The following is an 18671-nucleotide window of genomic DNA, read 5'->3' as shown; positions in this document are numbered from 1 at the left end:
TCAGTCGCCGGTCGCTTCCAGCACCGCCATCGCCGCGTTGTGTCCCGGAACTCCGCTCACGCCGCCGCCCCGTACCGCGCCCGCCCCGCACAGCAGCACGTTCGCGTGCCGGGTCTCCACGCCCCAACGGCCGGTGCCGTCCTGGGTGTACGGCCAGGTCAGCTCGCGATGGAAGATGTTGCCGCCGGGCAGGCGCAGGTCGCGCTCCAGGTCGAGCGGGGTCCTGGCCTCGATGCACAGGCGGCCGTCCGCGTCGGTAGCCAGGCAGTCCACGAGTGGTTCGGCGAGATGGGCGTCGAGTTGGGCCACGGTCGACTTCAGGAGTGCTTCGCGTACGGAGTCGTTGTCCCGCTCGAAGAGCCGGGCGGGTGTGTGCAGGCCGAAGAGGGTGAGGGTCTGGTAGCCCTTGTCGACGAGGTCGGGGCCGAGGATCGACGGGTCGGTGAGGGAGTGACAGTAGATCTCGGAGGGCGGCGCCGCGGGGAGTTCGCCGGAGGCGGCCTGGGCGTGGGCGGCGGCGAGTTGCCGGTAGCCCTCGGCGATGTGGAAGGTGCCGGAGAACGCCTCGCGCGGGTCGACGGAGCGGTCGCGCAGCTTCGGCAGCCGCTTGAGCAGCATGTTCACCTTGAGCTGGGCGCCCTCGGCGGGGGCGGGGGGTGCGTCGCCGGTCAGCTCGGCCAGGGCCTGCGGAGAGGCGTTGACGAGGACGTGCCGGGCTGCGGCGACGCCCTCGCCGTCGGGGGTCCGGTAGGTGATCTCGGCGGTTCGGCCGTCCGTGTCGATGCGCACGGCCTCGTGCCCGGTGGCGAGGACGGCGCCCGCGCGCCGGGCGGCGGTGGAAAGGGCGTCGGTCAGGGCGCCCATGCCGCCGACGGGGACGTCCCAGGCGCCGGTGCCGCCGCCGATCACGTGGTAGAGGAAGCAGCGGTTCTGCCGCAGTGAGGGGTCGTGGGCGTCAGCGAAGGTGCCGATGAGGCCGTCGGTGAGGACGACACCCCGCACGAGGTCGTCGGCGAAGCGGTCCTCGACAGCGACGCCGATCGGGTCCTCGAACAGCACCCGCCAGGCCTCCTCGTCGTCGACGCGGCGGCGGAGTTCGTCGCGGGTGGGCAGCGGCTCGGTGAGGGTCGGGAAGACGCGCTCGGCGACGCGGCCGGTCATGCCGTAGAAGCGCTGCCAGGCCTCGTACTCGCGGTCGGAGCCGGTGAGCCGGGCGAAGGCCTCCCGGGTGCGCCGCTCGCCCCCGCCGACCAGAAGTCCGGTCGGCCGGCCGTCCCGCTCCACGGGGGTGTACGACGAGATGGTGCGGGCCCGGATCCGGAAGTCGAGCCCGAGGTCCCGCACGACCTTCTTCGGCAGCAGGCTGACCAGGTAGGAGTAACGCGACAGCCGCGCGTCCACCCCGGCGAACGGCCGCGTGGAGACCGCGGCGCCCCCCGTGTGGTCCAACCGCTCCAGAACCAGCACGGACCGCCCGGCCCGGGCCAGGTAGGCGGCGGCGACCAGCCCGTTGTGGCCCCCGCCGACGATGACGGCGTCGTATGTCCGGTGTCCCTCGTGTGCAGCCATGCTTCTTGGTAGCACGCGATGATCGTCAGCGGCCAGGGGTGTACGACGCCCCGGCGGTCACGACGACGGCATCAGCCCCCACCCGAAGCCCGCTGCTGCCGCAGCACCGCCACCCGGCGATACAACTCGACCGCCTCGGCACCACGGCCGAGTTGCTCCAGGCAGTGGGCCTCGTCGTTGCGGCTGGCGAGGGTGTCGGGGTGGTCGGGGCCCAGGACGTGCTCGCGGGCGGCGGCGACGCGGCGGTACTCGGTGAGGGCGTCGGGCCAGCGGCCCAGCCAGCCGAGGCCGACGGCGACCTCGCGGCGGCTGACCAGGGTGTCCGGGTGGTCGGGGCCAAGGACGCGTTCGCGGATCGCGCAGACGTCACGGGATTCGGCGAGGGCCTCCTCCCAGCGGCCCAGGCGGCCGAGGTTGACGCCGAGGCCGTGCCGGGCGCGCAGGGTCTCGGGGTGGGTGGGGCCCTGGACGCGGGTGCGGTCGTCGATCAGGTCGCGGTAGAGGGTGAGCGCCTCCGCGCTGCGGCCGAGACGGCCGAGGCTGATGCCGACCTCGTAGCGGGCGGCGAGGGTGTCGGCGTGGTCGGGGCCGAGTGCCTGGGCGCGGGCCTCGGCGACCTCGTGGTAGGTCTGCAGGGCCTCCGGCCAGCGACCCAACTGCCCCAGCGCGTAAGCGACTTCGTAGCGGGTGACCAGGGTGTCGGGATGGTCCGCGCCCAGCACGCGGGCGCGGGCCGTGGCGACGTCGCAGGCCATGCGGTACGAGTCCTCCAGACGGCCGAGCCTGCTGAGGTTGAAGGCGAGGTTGTGGCGGCAGCGCAGGGTGTCGGGGTGGTCGGGGCCCATGCCGCGCTCACGGGCGGCGAGGACGGACATGTACACCTGGTGCGCGTCGAAGTGGCGGCTCAACTGGCCCAGTACGTAGGCCATTTCCTGCCGGGCGGCGAGCGTGTCGGGGTGGTCGGCGCCCAGCGCCCGGGTTCTGGCGGCGGCCACGTGCTTGTACTCCTGCAGCGCGTCGGCAGCGCGCCCGGTGCGGCTGAGGGTGAAGGCGACCTCGTAGCGGCTGGCGAGGGTGTCGGGGTGGTCGGGGCCCAGAAGGTGGGTGCGCTCGGCGGCCACCGCGTGGTGCACCTCGCCCGCCTCCGCCCAGCGGCCCAGCCGCCCCAGGCTGAGCCCGGCGTTGTGCCGCCCGGACAGCGCGGCGATCTTCTCCGGCGAGGGCGCGGGCGGCTGGTCCGAGGAGGGCTCCTCCGCCCGGCCGCCCGCGGATCGCGGGATCCACTCGCCGGTGAGGCCGGCCCCGGCGTCCGGTGGTGTGGTGCTGAGGCCTGCGCCGGTGGCCTTGTGGCCGGTGGTCATACCGCGGGTCCAGGACGGCAGACGGACCTCGTGCGAGGGCGCCGGCTCGGGTGGCCGGAGCGTCGGCCGCGGGTTCACCACGGTCGGCACGTACGCCGGTGTCGTACGCCCCATGCTGATGCGGCGGCTCAACTCGCGGGCGTCGTGCGGACGTTGCTCGGGGAGCTTGGCCAGTAGGTCCAGGATGATCTTCTCGAGGTACTCGGGCAGTTCGGCCCGCCGGCTGCGTGGCGGCTGGGGCGGGGTGTCGCGGTGGCCGACGAGGATCGCCCAGGCGTCGTCGAGGTCGAACGGCGGTGCCCCCGTGGCGATCTCGTACAGCACGCACCCCAGCGAGTACAGGTCGCTGCGCTGGTCGACCTCGGATCCGCCGATCTGCTCCGGCGACATGTAGTGCGGGGTGCCCATGGCGATGCCCGTGCCGGTCAGCCGCGAGGTGAAGCCGATGTCGGCGCCGAGGCGGGCGATGCCGAAGTCGCAGATCTTCACCGTGCCGTCGGTGAGCCGCATGATGTTGGCGGGTTTCAGGTCGCGGTGCACGATGCTCTGCTGGTGGGTGTAGGCGAGGGCGGCGGAGACCTGGTCGGCGATCTCCACGACGTCGCCCACCGGCAGCGGGTGCTGCTTGTTGTCCTCCAGGAGCTGGGAGAGGTTGCGGCCCTCCAGAAGCTCCATGACCAGGTAGAGGATGCCGTCGGACTCGCCGAAGTCGTGGACGACGGTGATCCCGCGGTGCTGCAGGGCGGCGGCCACCCGGGCCTCACGGCGAAAGCGCTCCCTGAGGACCCGGGTGAAGGACTGGTCGTGGTGCGGGCCGAGGGGCTTGAGGCACTTCACGGCGACATGACGGCCCAGCGACTCGTCGCGCGCACGCCACACCTCGCCCATACCGCCCCGCCCGATCAGGTCGAGCAGCCGGTACCGGCCCTGGATCAGCCTGCTGTCCCCCATCTGCTGCGATCGCCCCCGTAACTGTTCGGCCCGGCCACCCCTGGCCCGTCCAGTATGGCGACCTATCGTCCGAGTTTGTACGGTGCCGGGCGGGAGCCGGGCCCCAGCCGTGACATGGCGCGCAGGATGTGCTTGGGCGGGAGTTGCCATCGCACATGTGCGGGAACACAGCGCAGCAGGATGCCCGTGGCACGCAACTGCCGGGTGACGGTGTCGGGTTTCGGTGCGGTCCTGCCGTACAGCTCGTGGGCGTACGGCGGCAGGGCAGCGTACGCCAGGTGTGCCACGCGCCGCCACAGCACCTCCCGCGCCGGGACGAGGAGGGGGTGCGTCGGGGGGCGGAGCAGGAAGTCGTCCACTTCGCGTGCCTCGGCTCCGGCGGCGAGTTCGGGCCGCACCTTCTCGAAGTAGGCGTCCATCTCCGCCTGATTCGCGGGTACGGCGTCGGGGTCGAGGCCCACCAGGCGGGCGCTGACGCGGTGTTCGCCGATGTAACGGTCCACCTGCGCGTCGGTGAGGCGGAATCCGGAGCGGCGGGCGACCTGCACATAGGAGTCGATCTCGGCGCAGTGCACCCACAGCAGCAGGTCGGGTTCGTCGACGCCGTACCGCTCCCCCGTGTCCGGGTCGGTCGCCGAGAGCATGCTGTGGATCTTCCGCACGCGGGCGCCCGCGCGTTCGGCGGCCTGAGCGGTGCCGTACGTCGTGGTGCCGACGAAGTTCGCGGTCCGCATGAGGCGGCCCCAGGCATCGCGCCGGAAGTCGGAGTTCTGCATGACTCCGCGCACCGCGCGCGGATGCAGCGCCTGGAGGTAGAGCGCACGCACGCCGGCGACCCACATCATGGGGTCGCCGTGCATCTGCCAGGTCACCGAGGCCGGTCCGAACAGCCCGGGGTCACCTGCCTTGAGGCCCGTCACCCCTGCAGGTGGGGTCGGGTAGCCGGATTTTTGGTTGGCACAAAAGAAGGATAGTTGGCACTGGCGCTGGCGGCTCGGTCTGATCGGTGCAGCACATCTGGGCGAAGCGGTGCCGCCGCCTTGGAGCGGCGGCACCGCTTGTACCCGTCAGGCCGGCGGCCGGGTCTGGTTCATCGGTAGTCGGCGGCGGCGATGTTCGCCTGGACCGCATTTTCGGTCGCATCCGACGGGTAGCCCGAGACCATGGCACCCTCGTAGAACGTGCCGGCGCTGTCGTTGATGTTGCCTACCTCGGGTGAGCAGCAGTCGCCGCCACTGCCCAGGACGATGGCGCCTTGCTTCTTCATCGGGCTGTATACGTTGGGCTCGTTGGGAAGCGCGCCGTCCCAAAGGGTGTTGAGGCTTCCGGCCTGGGCGTTGCTGCCCTTGATCGCGAATCGCGACGTCCCGTTGTTCTTGAGTGTCGCCGTGACGAACTTGCTGGTGAACGCCTGCTGGTTCGGGTTCCACGTGCTGCCGCCACCTGGGAACAGGCCCCATTCGAGGTCGGCCTGCACCCAGGGCCCGGTTCCGGAGCAGCTGCCGAACCAGCAGCTCGTCCCGAAGTAGATGGCGTCCATGGCACCTGGCCCGTCGGCCTTGCGGGTGGTTTCGCTGTTGCCGTAGTCGAAGCAGCAGCCGCTGTTGACATGCGTACCGCTGGTGACCATGTACATGCCCTCGGGTGCGCTGCCCGTCGGGACACCCGTCAGGTGGCCGTCGCGCCAGTAGCTGGTCCCGGGGTTGATGTACAGCGAGTAGGCCTTGCTGCCACCGACCGTCAGCGATTCGGTGGTCGCTGCGGCCGGGCGGGTCTGTGGTGAGCCCGGGACCACGCTGGAACCCTGGTACCACAGGTCGTTGCCACGCCCGGACTGGTCGAACACGACCGTGATGACACACGTGGTGTTTGCGCAGAAGGAGTCCTGGGCCGCCGCGTCGGCGACGCCGCCAGGGGTCAGTACGCCGATGTTGCGGGTTGTGTTGTCCGAACGTCGGACCTGGTACAGGTCTCCGTTGTAGGCGCTGTAGAGGGCGCGCGTTGTGCTGTGCGCCGCCACGCAGGGCGTACCACCTGCGCCGTAGATGTCGCACGGGCCGGAGCCGGTGCCCGCATCCACCTGGACGAGTTGCCACTGCTGGTTGGTGCCGCCCCAGTCGCTGTACTGCACGACGTTGGCGCCGTCGTCGGTCGCCGCGTTCTGGACCTCGACCGCCTTGTTGCTGTTGCGGTTGATCAGCCGGACGTAGCCGTTGTCGGAGTCGGCCAACCGGAACTGCTGGTTGGCGCCGCCGTGGTCGGTCCACTGGTGGATGGCGGCACCGTCGGCTGTCGACCAGCTGGACACGTCGATCATCTTGCCCGAGTGCCGTGCCTTGATCCGGTAGTAGCCGCCGCCGGAGTCCACGAACTGGAACTGCTGGTTGGTGGCGTTGGTGCGGGTCCACTGGACGACGTTGGCGCCGTCGGCGGTGGAGGAGTTGTAGACGTCGAGGGCCTTGCCGCTGTTGTGGTTCACCAGTACGTACCAGGCGGTGGTGTCCACCGTGGCGGCCGACGCCGGCGTCGTGGCCACCGTGAGCAACACGCCCACAATCGCCATGGCTGCCGCGGCGGCCACCCCCGGCCGCCACCGACGACGCCACCTCGCGGCGCGCGCAAACCCAACCGACATAGCGTCTTCCTTCCGTCATGGAGATCGCCGACATGAGACGGGGCCGCATCGGCGCGGACGCCGACGACACCCGCGCACGGACAACAGCCCGGGAAGTGACGTGTTAGCGCTAACATTTCCGGGGACGAGCCGTGCAGGAATATGTGGGGGTGTAGGTGTTGAGTAGCCAACCAGCGGTGCGGCTGAGCGCACCACGTGCACTGTGATCGATAACATGGGCCGCGTCAAGATGTAACGGGAAGGTTTGCGGAGCAAGTCCCTTATGAGACGCGGGAGTTGCCGAGGCTCGATGGCCGTCAAGCCGACCGCAGCCTTTCACCAACCGTTGATCAAGACCGCGATCCGGGCAGTCGATCTCGGGGAGGTCCGCCGGAGTTCACGGGCGCGCCGATGGCCCGGCGCGGTGGCCGGAGTCCTCCGCCGACTGCTCGTCGGGACGTGGGCCGGTGTTCAGGTGATCGGTCGCGGTAGCGCGGTCAGCCGGGTGAACGCGTTGACCAGGTCGCCGGCCCAGGGCCGGCCCTCGGCAATGCGCAGCCGGGTGCGTCCGGCGGTGCGGGTATGCGGGCCGCGACGTGTAGCAGCCGGTAGCGCAGCTTCTTCGGCTCGGCAATCCGCGTTGACTGACGGCGTCAGCTGGGATGGCATGCATTCGGGCGTTCCGGCACGCCATGCCAGCAAGGCCCTCGTGGACCGGGACATCGCGAATTCCTGGGCCGAGCGCAAGATCGGGACCAAGGATGACAGGTCTCACAAGTTCCCCGGAGTCTTGGCGGGAAGAGGGCTCTCCCCCGGAGCCCAGCCCGCTGATGGCCGGACGCGCGACCGCCGTACTGGATGACCGGATGCGGTTCGTCGGTTGGAGCCCGGAAGCCGCAAGACCAGTGGAGTACGCGCGGGTTCCCGTCGGGCGCTCGACGACCGCGAAGCCGCATCTCAGCAGGTAGATCACGGTATTGGCCCCCCCTAGCCGTTGACGTGAGATCTCCGCAGTAACTCGTAAAATCTGCGAGAGATCGCTGCAATATGCGGCCTCGTGGCAGATTCCGAAAGTCGCGTGTTGACGCTCGTACGCCCCGTACCGGAGCCAGCCGTGCCGGTGGACCCGGCGTCGGTGTCGGTCGAGAGCGGGCTCGCGGACGTCGTCACGCTCCAGCGGCGCCGCCAGGCCCGTATGTCGGCGTACGACGAGGAGAGTTTCTTCCTCGACACGCTCTCGGAGTACCAGTGGGCGCGCGACGCGGCTGGCCTGGCGCCGACGACGCTGGACGGGTTGATCAAGCCTGTGATCGAAGTCTGCGAGTACTACGGCACGGTCCCCTGGCAGCTGACACCCCGGGAGGTCGACAAGTACTTCGCGGGCCCCGGCAAGCGGGCGCAGTCGACATTGCGCGGAAAGATCAACAAGATCGACGCGTATTTTGCCTTCCTCGAACAACGGTACGCGGGCGAGATCATGCGTCGCTTCGGCGCCACCGTCGATTCTCCGATCGATCCGTTCAACCGGCCGCGCCACCGTGGGGACTTCGGGCTACGCATCCCGCCGTCCCAGACTGCGATGAAGGACTTCTTCGCCCGCTGGCGCGAGGAGTTGCCGAACGCACGGAAGTACGCGGTCGCCTGCCGCGATTACGTAATGACGAAGATCGCCTACCTGTCGGGAGTGCGCGCAGCGGAGCTGTGCGGGGTCTGCCTCGGCGACATCCACTGGGAGCACGGCCAGTGGGGCCGGTTCGTCGTCCTTGGTAAGGGAGCCCGGGGCTCAGGTCCCCGGCCGCGTGAGGCGTACCTGTTCCAAGAGAGCCGCACCCTCTTGTGGTGGTACATCGAGGAGATCCGGGGCGAGTTCGGCGACGACGCGGAGCACCCGCGGGCGCCGCTGTGGCCGTCGGAGCGAAAGTCGAAGGCGATCGCGGATCTGAATGTGCCGATCGCGCCGGCGATCGTGCCTTCGACGTTCCGGAAGGCGTTGCACACCGCAGCCGCACACTACCTCACGGGACCGGTCACCAACCTGTTTCCGCACCTGCTGCGGCACGCCTGCGCGACCCACAACTACGAGCGAGGGATGACACTTTGGGAGGTCCAGAAGGTACTCGGACACGACTGGGCAACTACGACTCTTCGGTACATGGCGACTGCTCACGCTGACCCAGAGCTCGCGAATCTGGCGGCCAGCTCCCGGGCGGCCCAGCGACTGGTGATGGACAAGGGGAACCTTCGGTGAAGTGGAATCTGCGGATGGTTGCCGCCCAACGGGACCTGTGGCGGCCGACCGAGGTGCTCGCCGCCTTCCAACAGGTCGGGTTCAACCCGTCGCTGAGCAAGGTGGCTGCACTGTGGAGCGGCACGCCGGTCACGGTGCGCCTCGATGACCTGGACAAGATGTGCGCCGCGCTGAACTGCACGGTCGCCGACCTGCTCCAGGCCGAGCCGCTCGGGACGGGCCAGGCCGCGCCGGAGTTGGGACAACGGGCCGTCGGCGCTGAGGTGCAGCCGACGGCGGGCCTGGTGCGGCCGGTCCCGCGCGACCGTCGTGGCACCGGGCCGCGCTCGCTCCCGCCGAGCTGAGGGGCCGCACGGTGACGGCGGGTCGTGGGAAGGGGCTGGCGCGGAGCTGCCCGGTGTGTCTGGGGTGGCTGGTGGTGCACTGGTACCGGGTGTGCGACGGGTGCCGGCCCTGGGCGAGGAAGTACCCTCAGCGCGGGTTGTGCCCGCGGTGCCGGCACGAGGCACACCTGAACACGGACGGGCTCTGCAAGCCGTGCCTCATGGCAATCCGAGTTGAGGAAGACGCCGAGTGGGCTCTGGGCCTGAAGAAGGCGCGACCTCGGCCGGTCCAGCTCACGGTAGGCGGCACATACGGCGACCGGTCGGCGTCGGCCCGGCCGCTGCGCCGGCCCACCAAGAACGGACTGAGTGTGGGGGTCGAGTGGTGGACCAAGCTCCGGCAGCAGCGCGCCGCTCCCGCCGCCCCGCCGGTGCTGGAGGCGCAGGTACCCGGTCAGGTCCCGCTCTTCACCATGCCCCGCGTGCTGGGCGACACCACGGTCAGTGCAATCGTCGGCCGCCCGGTCGCCGGATGGGAGAAGGCCCAGCCGGTGATCGAGGCGATGGAGACCGAGCACGGGTTGACCGCGGGCTGGCGCTACAAGGTCGCCGAGATGGTCCGCCTGGCCCTGGCTGTGTGTGAGGCCGAGGGTGCTGAGCGGCTACCCGAGGCTATGTTGCGGGACCTTCCCACCAACGGGGACGCTGTTCGCCTTATCCTGCTGCGGGCCGGGCTCTTGGACGAGGCGTCCGAGCCCATGCGGTTTTCCATCTCAGACCAGCCCGCCCGCACCCCATACATCACCGCTCCGACGCCGCTGCCGCTTCCGGCGCCCCGCCAGTGCACCGACTGCTACGCCTGGATTCCCGTCGGCCGACGGGCAGGTTTTGTCTGCGATCCGTGTCGGCACTGGCGGGAACGAGCAGGGCGGGGCCGGTGCTGCCGCTGCGGCCGCGACGGGCTGGTCCTGCGCGACGACCGTTGCCGCAGCTGCCACCCGTACCGCCTCATCGACCAAGCCCGCCCGGCCTCCCGGCGGTTCACGCAACTGGTGATCGCACTGCCGACCGGCAAAAGGGGGCCGTTCGAGGCGTTCCCCGTCGGCGACGGCCAGGCGCCCAACTACGACGAGCAACGGCCCGCTCTGCACACGTGCCGCGGACAGGAAGCGCTGTTCGCCAGCCGGCGCGACTGGGCCCCGGTGCTGGCCCGGCTGCGGAGCATGCCTTCGGGCGAGCCGCCGCTGACCAAGACCGCCCAGTGGTTGCTCGAGGAGTTCACCCGCCATCGACCGGGAGAGCGGCCGGACTACCGGAAGAACACCCGCACGCTCACCATCCTCCTGTACTGGCTCGGCGCCGAGACAGCCGTCTTCGAACGCGACGTGCACGACCTGGCCCGGATCGACGCGAACCTGGCTGCCAAACCCGTCTGCCAGTTCCTGCGCGACCGCGGCCTGCTGGTGGAGGATCCCGACCTGCATCGGGACGCGGATCTGGTGTGGATCGAGTCGACCCTCACCGCCTTGCCGAAACCGGTCGCAAGCGAGGTGGGAACCTGGGTGAAAGTCATGCGCGAACAGGGTCGCCGCGAAGGCGAGCCCCGCGGGTACGACGGTATCCGCCGCTACCTCACCACGCTCCAGCCCACCCTCACCGCGTGGACCACGACGGCTGGCGTGGACTCACTGAGGGAGATCACGAAGGAGCAAGTCGAGGACGCCGTAGACGGCTTGTCCGGCTACGCCCGTCGAGGACTGGCCATAGCCCTGCGCAGCCTGTTCCGCGCGCTCAAACGCGAGCGTGTGATCTTCCGCAATCCCGCCCGGGACCTCCGGGTCGGCGATCTAAAGGGGGTCCCGAAGTCCATCCCCGCCGACGTCCTGATGGGGCTGCTCGACCAGGCGACAACGCCGCTCGGCCGCCTCGTCGTCGCCTTGGCCTCCATCCACGCACTGCCCGGACACGAGATCCGAACCCTGCGCACCACGGGCCTTGACCTCTCCCGCGGCACCCTTGAAGTACAGCGCGGGCTGCTGCGGCACACCCTCTACCTGGAGGAACTCACCCACCAACTCGCCGCCGATTGGACGACCTACCGTCACCTGCGGTGGCCCGCCTCGGCCAACCCTCACCTGCTGGTCAGCCAGAAGACCGCTGTCGATCCCGACCACCCGGCCGTCAATATCGGCACGCTGCGAGCAGCCCTCCCCAAGGGACTGACGTTGGCCAGCCTGCGTCAGGACCGAATCCTCAACGAGGCGTTCGAGAGTGCAGATCCCCTCAAGCTGATGCGGCTGTTCGGCATCACCGAGCAGACCGCCATGCGCTACGTCGGTGCCGCCCACCCCGAACGCACCGCCAAGCTTCCCAAGTGAAGCCCCCGACCGGCCGCGCCGGACGCGCCCTCGGGAGCGGTGCCAAGAAAGCCCAGCAAGATCGCCTCCCGGTCTTCTAGGCTGCTCGCCGCCAGATCGTTGAGGACAGCGTTGACGGTAGTCCAACAAAGGTCGGCGGTACCGAAGTCCGCACTGTGTTTGACTCGCTTCTCGGCAAGGGGATGGGCCAGGTTTCGGTAGGTCCGCAGTAGGTCCGAGGCCAGAGGAAGCTGTCTGCGTGGGGTGCGAGCATGCAGCGCCCCGAGCCCGGAGGGGTTGACCCTCATGAGGTCGAGGACAACGAGGCACCGTATAATTTGGGTCCGAACAATTCTAATGTCTCATGGCTTCTCAGGCGGCCCGAAGGAGCGTGCTCATGCCCGGCCATCGATCCATCGCCGAAGCCGAGAAACTGGCAGCGGCCAGGCTCGGCGGTATCCCCGTCCGGCATGACCAGATGGCAGTTGTCGCCAACATCTATCGCGCCGCCTCGGCGGTGCGGCAGCACCTGGAGAACTCCGTGCTACGCGGAGTCGACCTGACCTGGACCGCCTTCGTGGTGCTCTGGGTCATCTGGATCTGGGGCGAGCCGGAGACGCGGCACGTGGCCGAAGAAGCCGGGATTTCCAAGGGCACGCTCACGGGGGTTGCCCGGACGTTGGAAAGACGAGGGCTTGTGCAGCGGGCAGACCATCCCACCGACGGGAGGCTGGTGCTCCTGAGCCTGACCGACGAAGGGCAGGAGTTGATGCAGCGCCTCTTTCCGGCGTTCAACGAGGAGGAATCCTTCGTCACCGGGCGGCTCAGCGACGCGGACTGCCAGACCGTCGCCGACGGACTGCGCCGGGTGGTGCTGCAGGTGGAGGAGAACGGCGAGAAGCGCCGTCAGGATCTGTTGGGCGGTGCCGCCCCCGCGCCACGCCGCAGCGGCCGCCGTAAGGCCTGAGCCGCGACAGTCCCGGACGAGTGAGCCCGGATCGCTACAGCTCCAATTGCTCGTCTGCGAAGGCACCAGGCAGCCGGGGCGGCGCCAGCGACACCTCAGTCCAGATGATCTTGCCCGTTGGCGTGTACCGGGTTCCCCACCGCTGCGTGAGTTGCGCGACCAGGAACAGTCCTCGGCCGCCCTCGTCCTCCATCGCGGCCCGCCGCAGGTGGGGCGAGGTGTGGCCGCCGTCGGAGACCTCGACGATGAGGCCACGTTCCCGAATGAGCCGGAGACACACCGGAGCGCCGCCGTAGCGGATGGCGTTGGTGACCAGCTCGCTGACGACGAGCTCGACGACGAACGATGCGGCTTCGTCGACTCCCCACCCGGCCAGCTGGTTGCAGGCCAGCGACCGCGCTCGTGCGACTTCTCCTGGGTCGGAGGCCACATCCCACGTCGCCACCAGACTGTCGGCCAGGGCGTGGACGCGGAGCAGCAGCAGTGCGGCGTCGTCCTCGGGGGGCTGGGGCAGGAGTGTGGTGATGACCTTGTCGCATGTCTTGTCCAGTTGGCCGTCCGCGGGTCCGGCGAGTGCGGTGCAGAGAGAGCTGACTCCGGCGTCGATGTCCGTGTGACGGTTTTCGACGAGTCCGTCGGTGTAGAGGGCGAGCGTGGCGCCTTCCGGCAGTTCGATGTCGGCGCATTCGAAGGGCAGGCCGCCCAGGCCGAGGGGCGGTCCGGCGGGAAGGTCCACGAGCTCGGCGTGTCCGTCGGGGGTGACGAGCACGGGCGGCAGGTGGCCCGCCCGGGCCATGACGCAGTGCCGGGAGACCGGATCATAGATCGCGTACAGGCAGGTGACGCCCAGCGCCTGGTCCTCGGCGTCGGCGGGCCCGGCAGGGGCGCCGGTCCGCGCCACGAGGTCGTCGAGGCGGGCGAGCAGTTCGTCCGGCGCGAGGTCGAGCGCCGCAAGCGCCGCGACGGTGGTGCGCACCCGGCCCATGGTGGCGGCCGCGCCCGTGCCGTGTCCGGCGACGTCCCCCACTACCAGCCCGACGCGTGCCCCGGACAGGGGTATGACGTCGTACCAGTCCCCTCCGACGCCGGCGGGCCCGGCCGCGGGCAGATAGCGGTGAGCGACCTCCACGCCCGGCTGCTGGGGCAGGGTGCGGGGGAGTAGATCACGCTGGAGGGTGAGCGCGGTCGCGTGTTCTCGGGTGTAGCGGCGGGCGTTGTCCAGGCAGACCGCGGTGCGGGAGACGAGCTCTTCGGCGAGCTGGATCTCCTCGTGCTCGAAGGGGTCGGCGTGTCGGGAGCGTGCGAAGGCCACGACGCCCAGGGTGGCGCCACGGGCTTTGAGGGGAAGGGCGAGCGCGTGGGTGGCCGCGTCGGTGGCCGGCGCGTTCTCGGCCAGGCACCGCAGGCGGACGGCGTCCAGTGCGTCGTACGCAGTGTCCTTGGCCGCGGCGTGATCGGTGCGGTGAGCCACCCGGCACAGGGTGGGGCGGGTGCCGAAGTGTTGTGGTTCCTGCCCGCCCAAGACGGCTTCGACGATGTCCACGGTGACGGCGTCGGCGAACTCGGGGACCACGAGTTCCGCCAGGTCTTGGGCCGTGCGCCGGATGTCCAGGGTCCTTCCGATACTGCCGCTGGCTCGGCTGAGCAGTGCGAGACGCCGGCGCGCCACATAGCGGTCGGTGATATCGAGGGCTGCCTCACAGACTCCGATCGGTCGGCCGTGCTCGTCCTGAAGCCGGAAGTAGGAACACGACCAGACGCGTTCGTGATGGGGGTCGAGGTATGTGGAGCTGCGGTAACGGACGTCGATCACGGGTGCGCCGGTGCGGGCCACGCGCTGGACGATCTCTTCGACGCTCGTGGCTGTCCCGTCGGTCTCCCCCAGCACCTCGCCCTGCGGCAGGATGTCCTTCACGAACCTGTCGGCAGCATCCTCCAGCGGGATTCCGAACTGTTTTTCGATCGCGGCGTTGATCCAGCGCACCCGGGCGTCCGTGTCGTAGACCACCAACTGGACGGGCGCTTCCCGGTCGAGTCCGTCAAGCATGGCCCGGCCGATGGCCTCCCGATGCGCCAGTTCGGCGTCCATGGCCGTCAGCAGCCACCCGGTCGCGCCCGCCCCCAGGGCGAGCGGGGTGAGAGACAAGGACACGGATACCGGGCGGCCGTCACCACGGCGGACCGGCCGGGGGCCGAGCGACCATGCCGCACCACCGCCACCAGCGGCTGAGACGCCGGCACCCGTCTCGGTATCGGCCAGGACGGCGTCGGCGGGCCGGCCGAGGACTTCTTCGGACTCCAGACCGAACAGTTCCTCGGCTTCCCGGCTCCACCCGGTGAACCGCAGGCGCTGGTCCAGCACCGCCGTCGCGCCGACGGGCGTCGGTATGGCCGAGGAAGACCTGCCGGGCGGCCGGACCGGCTGGTCACGCCCTTGGAAAATGCTCGTCATCGCCGCTCCTGAAGTGGGTGCAGGAGAGCTTCGGCTCATTCAATGTACCGCCGACCCTCCTTGGTGACGCCTGCGCGCGATGGGCCGCGAGGAGCCGGCGCAAGGCGTCGACACCCTCCTCGGTGCGGTTCGGTGCACCGGACGTGACCTGGTGGAAGACCAGGCCGTCCAGGGCCGCGAAGACGATCTCCGTCATCTCCCGCGGCACGTCGAAGCAGGCCAGTGCCTCGCGGACGGCATCGCGGTAGGCGTCGTAGAGCAGGTCGACGTGGTGGCGCAGCTCCGGCCGCCGACTGGCTTCGAGCTTGAGCTCGAACTGGAAGGCCTGGAGGTCGGGGTCGGCCGCGATGAAGTCGGCCAGGGTGGCGGCGAAGTCCTCCAGCCTTCCGCTGGCGGGCACCAGCGAGGACGTCTCGATACTGCGGGTGACGCACCACCGCAGCGCCTCTTCGAGCAGCGTGTCGCGCGAGCCGAAGTGGTGGGCGACCAGTCCGTGCGTGACACCGGCCTCGGCTGCGACGGCACGGTAGGTCAGTTTCCGCAGGCCGCCACGGGCCACCACCCTGACCGCCGCTTCCAGGAGGGCTCCCCGCCCTTCGCCGTAACCGGGCCGGGCCTCCTGGCCGATTTCTCCGTCTGTTTCTGCCTCGGCAGTCACTCGCCCTCCCGTCCCCCTGTCTGACCGTTCCCCGAAGGTCAATCTATCCTATTGACAAGTTATCCAGATGGATAGATTCTCGCTGCAGCGCACGTCTCCCCTCTCCACTGGAGTTCCCATGGCCATCCCCGAAGGACTGAGCACCACCCCGTTCGCTCCCCGCTACGCGGACCACGTCGAGGAGTGGATCGACGTCTATGGCAACGCCGTACCGCTGGCCATCGGTGATCCGGCCGAGGAGTACGAGGCCATCCGCACCGCTGTCGGGGCCTCCGAGTACTCGATGCTCTACAAGTGGCACGTCGAGGGTGAGGATGCGGTCGCCACGGTCGACGCCGTCTTCTCGCGCAGCGTCAAAGAACTGGGCGCCGGACGCATCGCCTACGGGGTCGTGGCGGATGCCGATGGGATGATGCTGGACGACGTGACCGTGGCCGTCCTCGCGCCCGACCACGTCGTCGTCACCGGCGGAAACCCGGCCACCCAGCAGTCGCTGACCGCCCACGCCCCGGCCGGAACCACCGTCACCGAGCGCCGCGACGAGTCCGCCGTCCTCACCCTGCAGGGCCCGCGCAGCCGCAACGTCCTGCAACGCCTCACCCACGTGGATGTGTCCAACGCCGCGTTCCCCTACTACACCTTCCTGCGCGACGCCCTCATCGCAGGCATTTCCGCACAGGTCAGCCGGCTCGGGTTCACCGCCGAACTCGGCTACGAGATCCAGGTCCCGCGGGATCGCGCGCTGGAGCTGTGGGACGCGGTCTTCGAGGCCGGAGCGGACCTGGGGATCAAGGCCTTCGGCGCCATCGCCCTGCTGACCTGCCGCACCGAGGCCGGGATGATCATGGGGGAGCTGGAGTACGACCACACGGTCACCCCGTTCGAGTGCCGGATGGGCTGGGCGCTCGACTTCGACAAGGGACCCTTCCAGGGCCGGGACGCGCTGCTGGCCAAGAAGGACAGCGTCACCGGCCGCGTCGTCAGCGTCGTCGTCGACGCCGCGCCGGAGGCCGCCGAGGGCGCCCGGCTGGAGCTGGACGGCCGGGACATCGGCTACGTGACGATGGCGCTGCCCTCCCCCGTCCTCGACGGCGCCACCCTCGGCCTGGCCCGGGTGCACCGCGACGCCGTGAAGTCCGGCACCGCGCTGACCGCCGTCGCCGCCGACGGCTCCAAGGCCGACGCAACGGTCCGGCCCACACCCGTGTACGACCCCGAGCGCGCCCGTGTGCGGGCCTGACCCGACGGAGATCCTGACGTGCAACGCTACATTCTCACCCTCCGCTGCCCCGACCAGCCGGGCATCGTTCACGCACTCGCCGCGGGCGTCGCCCAGGCCGAGGGAAACATCCTGGAGAGCGCTCAGTTCTCCGATCCCGACACCGGCGTCTTCACCATTCGCGTGAGCCTGGAGACACCCGCGGCCGACACCGGGAAACTGCGGGACGAACTCACGCTGCGGCTGGCCCGCTTCGACCCGGTCCTGACGATCCGGCCCGAGGAACAGCGCCGCCGGGTACTGCTGATGGTGTCGAAGTTCGACCACTGCCTGGTCGACCTGCTCTACCGCTGGGACCTGGGCGAACTGCCGGTCGACATCCCGTTGATCGTCTCCAACCACCCCGACCTGGAGCCCGTCGCGAAGCGGTACGGCATCCCCTTCGTCCACCTCCCCGTCACCCGCGACACCAAGCCGGAGGCGGAGGAGGAGCTGCTGCGGCTGGTGGCCGAGCACCAGGTGGACTTCGTGGTGCTCGCCCGCTACATGCAGGTCCTCTCCGACGACCTGTGCCGCAGGCTGTCCGGGAGAGTCATCAACATCCACCACTCCTTCCTGCCGGGCTTCAAGGGCGCGAAGCCCTACCACCAGGCCCACGACCGGGGCGTCAAACTCATCGGCGCCACCGCCCACTTCGTCACCGCCGACCTGGACGAGGGCCCGATCATCGAGCAGGACGTCGTCCGCGTCGGACACCGTCACTCCGCGCCCGAACTCGTCGCGATCGGCCGGGACGTCGAGCGAATAGTGCTGGCCCGGGCGGTCCGGCTGCACGCGGAGGACCGCGTCGTCCTCACCGGCTCCCGCACCGTCGTCTTCTCCTGACAGCACCGAGAGGCTCGTACGACATGACCACCGCAACGCTGCTCGACGGGAAGGCCGCGGCAGCCGACACCAAACGTGAACTCGCCGAACGGGTGGCGATGCTGAAGAGCCGGGGCATCACTCCTGGCCTTGGCACCATCCTGGTCGGCGACGACCCCGCCAGCCACTCCTACGTCGGTGGCAAGCACCGCGACTGCGCCCAGGTCGGCATCGCATCGCTCCGGGTGGAGCTGCCCGCCACGGCGACTCAGGCCGATGTCGAGGCCGCCGTGCTCAGGCTCAACGCCGACCAGGCCTGCACCGGTTTCATCGTCCAGCTGCCACTGCCGGCCCACATCGACACCCACGCCGTGCTGGAGCTCATCGACCCGGCCAAGGACGCCGACGGGCTCCACCCCGCCAACCTGGGCCGACTCGTGCTGGGCATGCCGGGGCCACTGCCCTGCACCCCACGCGGCATCATCGACCTGCTGCGGCGCAACCACGTGCCCATCACCGGACAGCAGTTCTGTGTCATCGGCTGCGGGCTCACCGTGGGCCGCCCGCTCGGCCTGATGCTGACCCGCAGCACCGAGCACGCCACGGTGACCCTCTGCCACGAGGCCACCCAGGACATCGCTGCCCACACCCGCGTCGCCGACGTGGTCGTGGCCGCGGCCGGCGTGGCCCATCTGGTCAAGCCCGACTGGATCAAGCCGGGCGCCACCGTCCTGTCCGTGGGCATCACCCGGACCGTCGAGGGCATCCTCGGAGACGTCCACCCGGACGTCGACCAGGTCGCCGGCTCCTTCGCGCCGCCGGTCGGCGGAGTGGGGCCGATGACCCGGGCCATGCTGCTGACCAACATCGTCGAGGCGGCCGAGCGCGGCTGACGTACACGGCTCGGGGCCGGTACCGCTTAAGCGGTACCGGCCCCGGCGTACCCGAGCCGCAGCACGCGCTCCACGGAAAGGACGGCACCATGCCCCCACGGAAGTTTCCCGCGACCCTGTTGACTCGCCGAGGCGAAGGCCCGCGCGGTCATGCCTTCATTCCTCCTGCGCCACCGGGCCGGCCCCAGCGACTGG

At 69.9% G+C, this 18671-nt stretch carries 13 protein-coding genes and 1 pseudogene; 7 read left to right on the top strand and 7 right to left on the bottom strand.

Annotated features, from left to right (window positions below; translation table 11 throughout):
- The 5 genes and pseudogenes from OG870_RS44525 to OG870_RS48355 form a co-directional block, all read right to left on the bottom strand.
- A complete protein-coding gene (locus OG870_RS44525; RefSeq protein ID WP_327692137.1) occupies nucleotides 1–1569 on the bottom strand; it encodes a phytoene desaturase family protein in 1569 nt (522 codons plus the stop codon).
- Nucleotides 1570–1640: 71 nt separating this feature from the next.
- Nucleotides 1641–3881, bottom strand: a complete 2241-nt coding sequence (locus OG870_RS44520; RefSeq protein ID WP_327692136.1) for a serine/threonine-protein kinase — start codon at nucleotides 3879–3881, stop codon at nucleotides 1641–1643.
- 62 nt (nucleotides 3882–3943) lie between these two features.
- Nucleotides 3944–4741 carry an oxygenase MpaB family protein gene (locus OG870_RS44515; RefSeq protein ID WP_266588620.1) on the bottom strand — a complete coding sequence of 266 codons (798 nt, stop codon included), beginning with the start codon at nucleotides 4739–4741 and terminating at the stop codon, nucleotides 3944–3946.
- A gap of 230 nt (nucleotides 4742–4971) precedes the next feature.
- Entirely contained in the window at nucleotides 4972–6444 is a 1473-nt protein-coding gene (locus tag OG870_RS44510; protein WP_266531488.1) for an arabinofuranosidase catalytic domain-containing protein, read from the bottom strand.
- Nucleotides 6445–6966: 522 nt separating this feature from the next.
- A pseudogene (locus tag OG870_RS48355) lies at nucleotides 6967–7127 on the bottom strand (IS1380 family transposase); the annotation flags it as partial.
- A 488-nt stretch (nucleotides 7128–7615) separates the two neighbouring features.
- Between OG870_RS48355 and OG870_RS44505 the strand changes: the two are divergent.
- The 4 genes from OG870_RS44505 (at nucleotide 7616) to OG870_RS44490 (ending at nucleotide 12390) form a co-directional block, all read left to right on the top strand.
- Nucleotides 7616–8743, top strand: coding sequence for a tyrosine-type recombinase/integrase (locus tag OG870_RS44505; protein ID WP_266588618.1), 1128 nt, complete (start codon nucleotides 7616–7618; stop codon nucleotides 8741–8743).
- Nucleotides 8740–9087 (top strand): helix-turn-helix domain-containing protein, encoded by a 348-nt coding sequence (locus OG870_RS44500; RefSeq protein WP_199845700.1) that lies wholly within the window; start codon nucleotides 8740–8742, stop codon nucleotides 9085–9087. The genes OG870_RS44505 and OG870_RS44500 overlap by 4 nt, the downstream gene beginning before the upstream one ends.
- 200 nt (nucleotides 9088–9287) lie before the next feature.
- On the top strand, nucleotides 9288–11444 hold the full coding sequence (locus OG870_RS44495; protein WP_327692135.1) for a hypothetical protein: 2157 nt from the start codon (nucleotides 9288–9290) through the stop codon (nucleotides 11442–11444).
- 376 nt (nucleotides 11445–11820) lie between these two features.
- A complete protein-coding gene (locus OG870_RS44490; protein ID WP_059082821.1) occupies nucleotides 11821–12390 on the top strand; it encodes a MarR family winged helix-turn-helix transcriptional regulator in 570 nt (189 codons plus the stop codon).
- Between the two features lie 34 nt (nucleotides 12391–12424).
- Here OG870_RS44490 and OG870_RS44485 read toward each other — a convergent pair whose 3' ends face one another.
- Nucleotides 12425–14842, bottom strand: a complete 2418-nt coding sequence (locus OG870_RS44485; protein WP_266587610.1) for a SpoIIE family protein phosphatase — start codon at nucleotides 14840–14842, stop codon at nucleotides 12425–12427.
- A complete protein-coding gene (locus OG870_RS44480) occupies nucleotides 14817–15500 on the bottom strand; it encodes a TetR/AcrR family transcriptional regulator (protein ID WP_079081908.1) in 684 nt (227 codons plus the stop codon). Before OG870_RS44480 ends, OG870_RS44485 begins: the two co-directional genes overlap by 26 nt.
- A 118-nt stretch (nucleotides 15501–15618) precedes the next feature.
- Between OG870_RS44480 and OG870_RS44475 the strand changes: the two genes are divergently transcribed.
- From OG870_RS44475 to OG870_RS44465, 3 genes are read left to right on the top strand one after another with little or no spacing between them, the layout of a single operon-like run.
- Nucleotides 15619–16740 (top strand): aminomethyltransferase family protein, encoded by a 1122-nt coding sequence (locus OG870_RS44475; RefSeq protein ID WP_266587606.1) that lies wholly within the window; start codon nucleotides 15619–15621, stop codon nucleotides 16738–16740.
- Nucleotides 16741–16758: 18 nt separating this feature from the next.
- On the top strand, nucleotides 16759–17604 hold the full coding sequence (gene purU / locus OG870_RS44470; protein WP_266587604.1) for a formyltetrahydrofolate deformylase: 846 nt from the start codon (nucleotides 16759–16761) through the stop codon (nucleotides 17602–17604).
- A 23-nt stretch (nucleotides 17605–17627) separates the two neighbouring features.
- Nucleotides 17628–18476, top strand: coding sequence for a bifunctional methylenetetrahydrofolate dehydrogenase/methenyltetrahydrofolate cyclohydrolase (locus tag OG870_RS44465; RefSeq protein ID WP_266841904.1), 849 nt, complete (start codon nucleotides 17628–17630; stop codon nucleotides 18474–18476).
- Nucleotides 18477–18671: the final 195 nt, after the last annotated feature.

This window comes from Streptomyces sp. NBC_00461 (genome assembly GCF_036013935.1).
In the GTDB taxonomy this organism is placed as follows: Bacteria; Actinomycetota; Actinomycetes; order Streptomycetales; family Streptomycetaceae; genus Streptomyces.
The sequence above is the reverse complement of the archived record's forward strand: the minus strand, read 5'-3'. Positions and strand labels throughout refer to the sequence as shown.

Bases quoted from the DNA above. Each gene is read 5' to 3' on its own strand.
- OG870_RS44490 (WP_059082821.1), top strand. From the start codon at position 11,821: ATGCCCGGCCATCGATCCATCGCCGAAGCCGAGAAACTGGCAGCGGCC.
- OG870_RS44475 (WP_266587606.1), top strand. From the start codon at position 15,619: ATGGCCATCCCCGAAGGACTGAGCACCACCCCGTTCGCTCCCCGCTAC.
- OG870_RS44510 (WP_266531488.1), bottom strand. From the start codon at position 6,444: ATGGCGATTGTGGGCGTGTTGCTCACGGTGGCCACGACGCCGGCGTCG.
- OG870_RS44495 (WP_327692135.1), top strand. From the start codon at position 9,288: ATGGCAATCCGAGTTGAGGAAGACGCCGAGTGGGCTCTGGGCCTGAAG.
- OG870_RS44515 (WP_266588620.1), bottom strand. From the start codon at position 4,741: ATGCACGGCGACCCCATGATGTGGGTCGCCGGCGTGCGTGCGCTCTAC.
- OG870_RS44525 (WP_327692137.1), bottom strand. From the start codon at position 1,569: ATGGCTGCACACGAGGGACACCGGACATACGACGCCGTCATCGTCGGC.
- OG870_RS44465 (WP_266841904.1), top strand. From the start codon at position 17,628: ATGACCACCGCAACGCTGCTCGACGGGAAGGCCGCGGCAGCCGACACC.
- OG870_RS44485 (WP_266587610.1), bottom strand. From the start codon at position 14,842: ATGACGAGCATTTTCCAAGGGCGTGACCAGCCGGTCCGGCCGCCCGGC.
- OG870_RS44520 (WP_327692136.1), bottom strand. From the start codon at position 3,881: ATGGGGGACAGCAGGCTGATCCAGGGCCGGTACCGGCTGCTCGACCTG.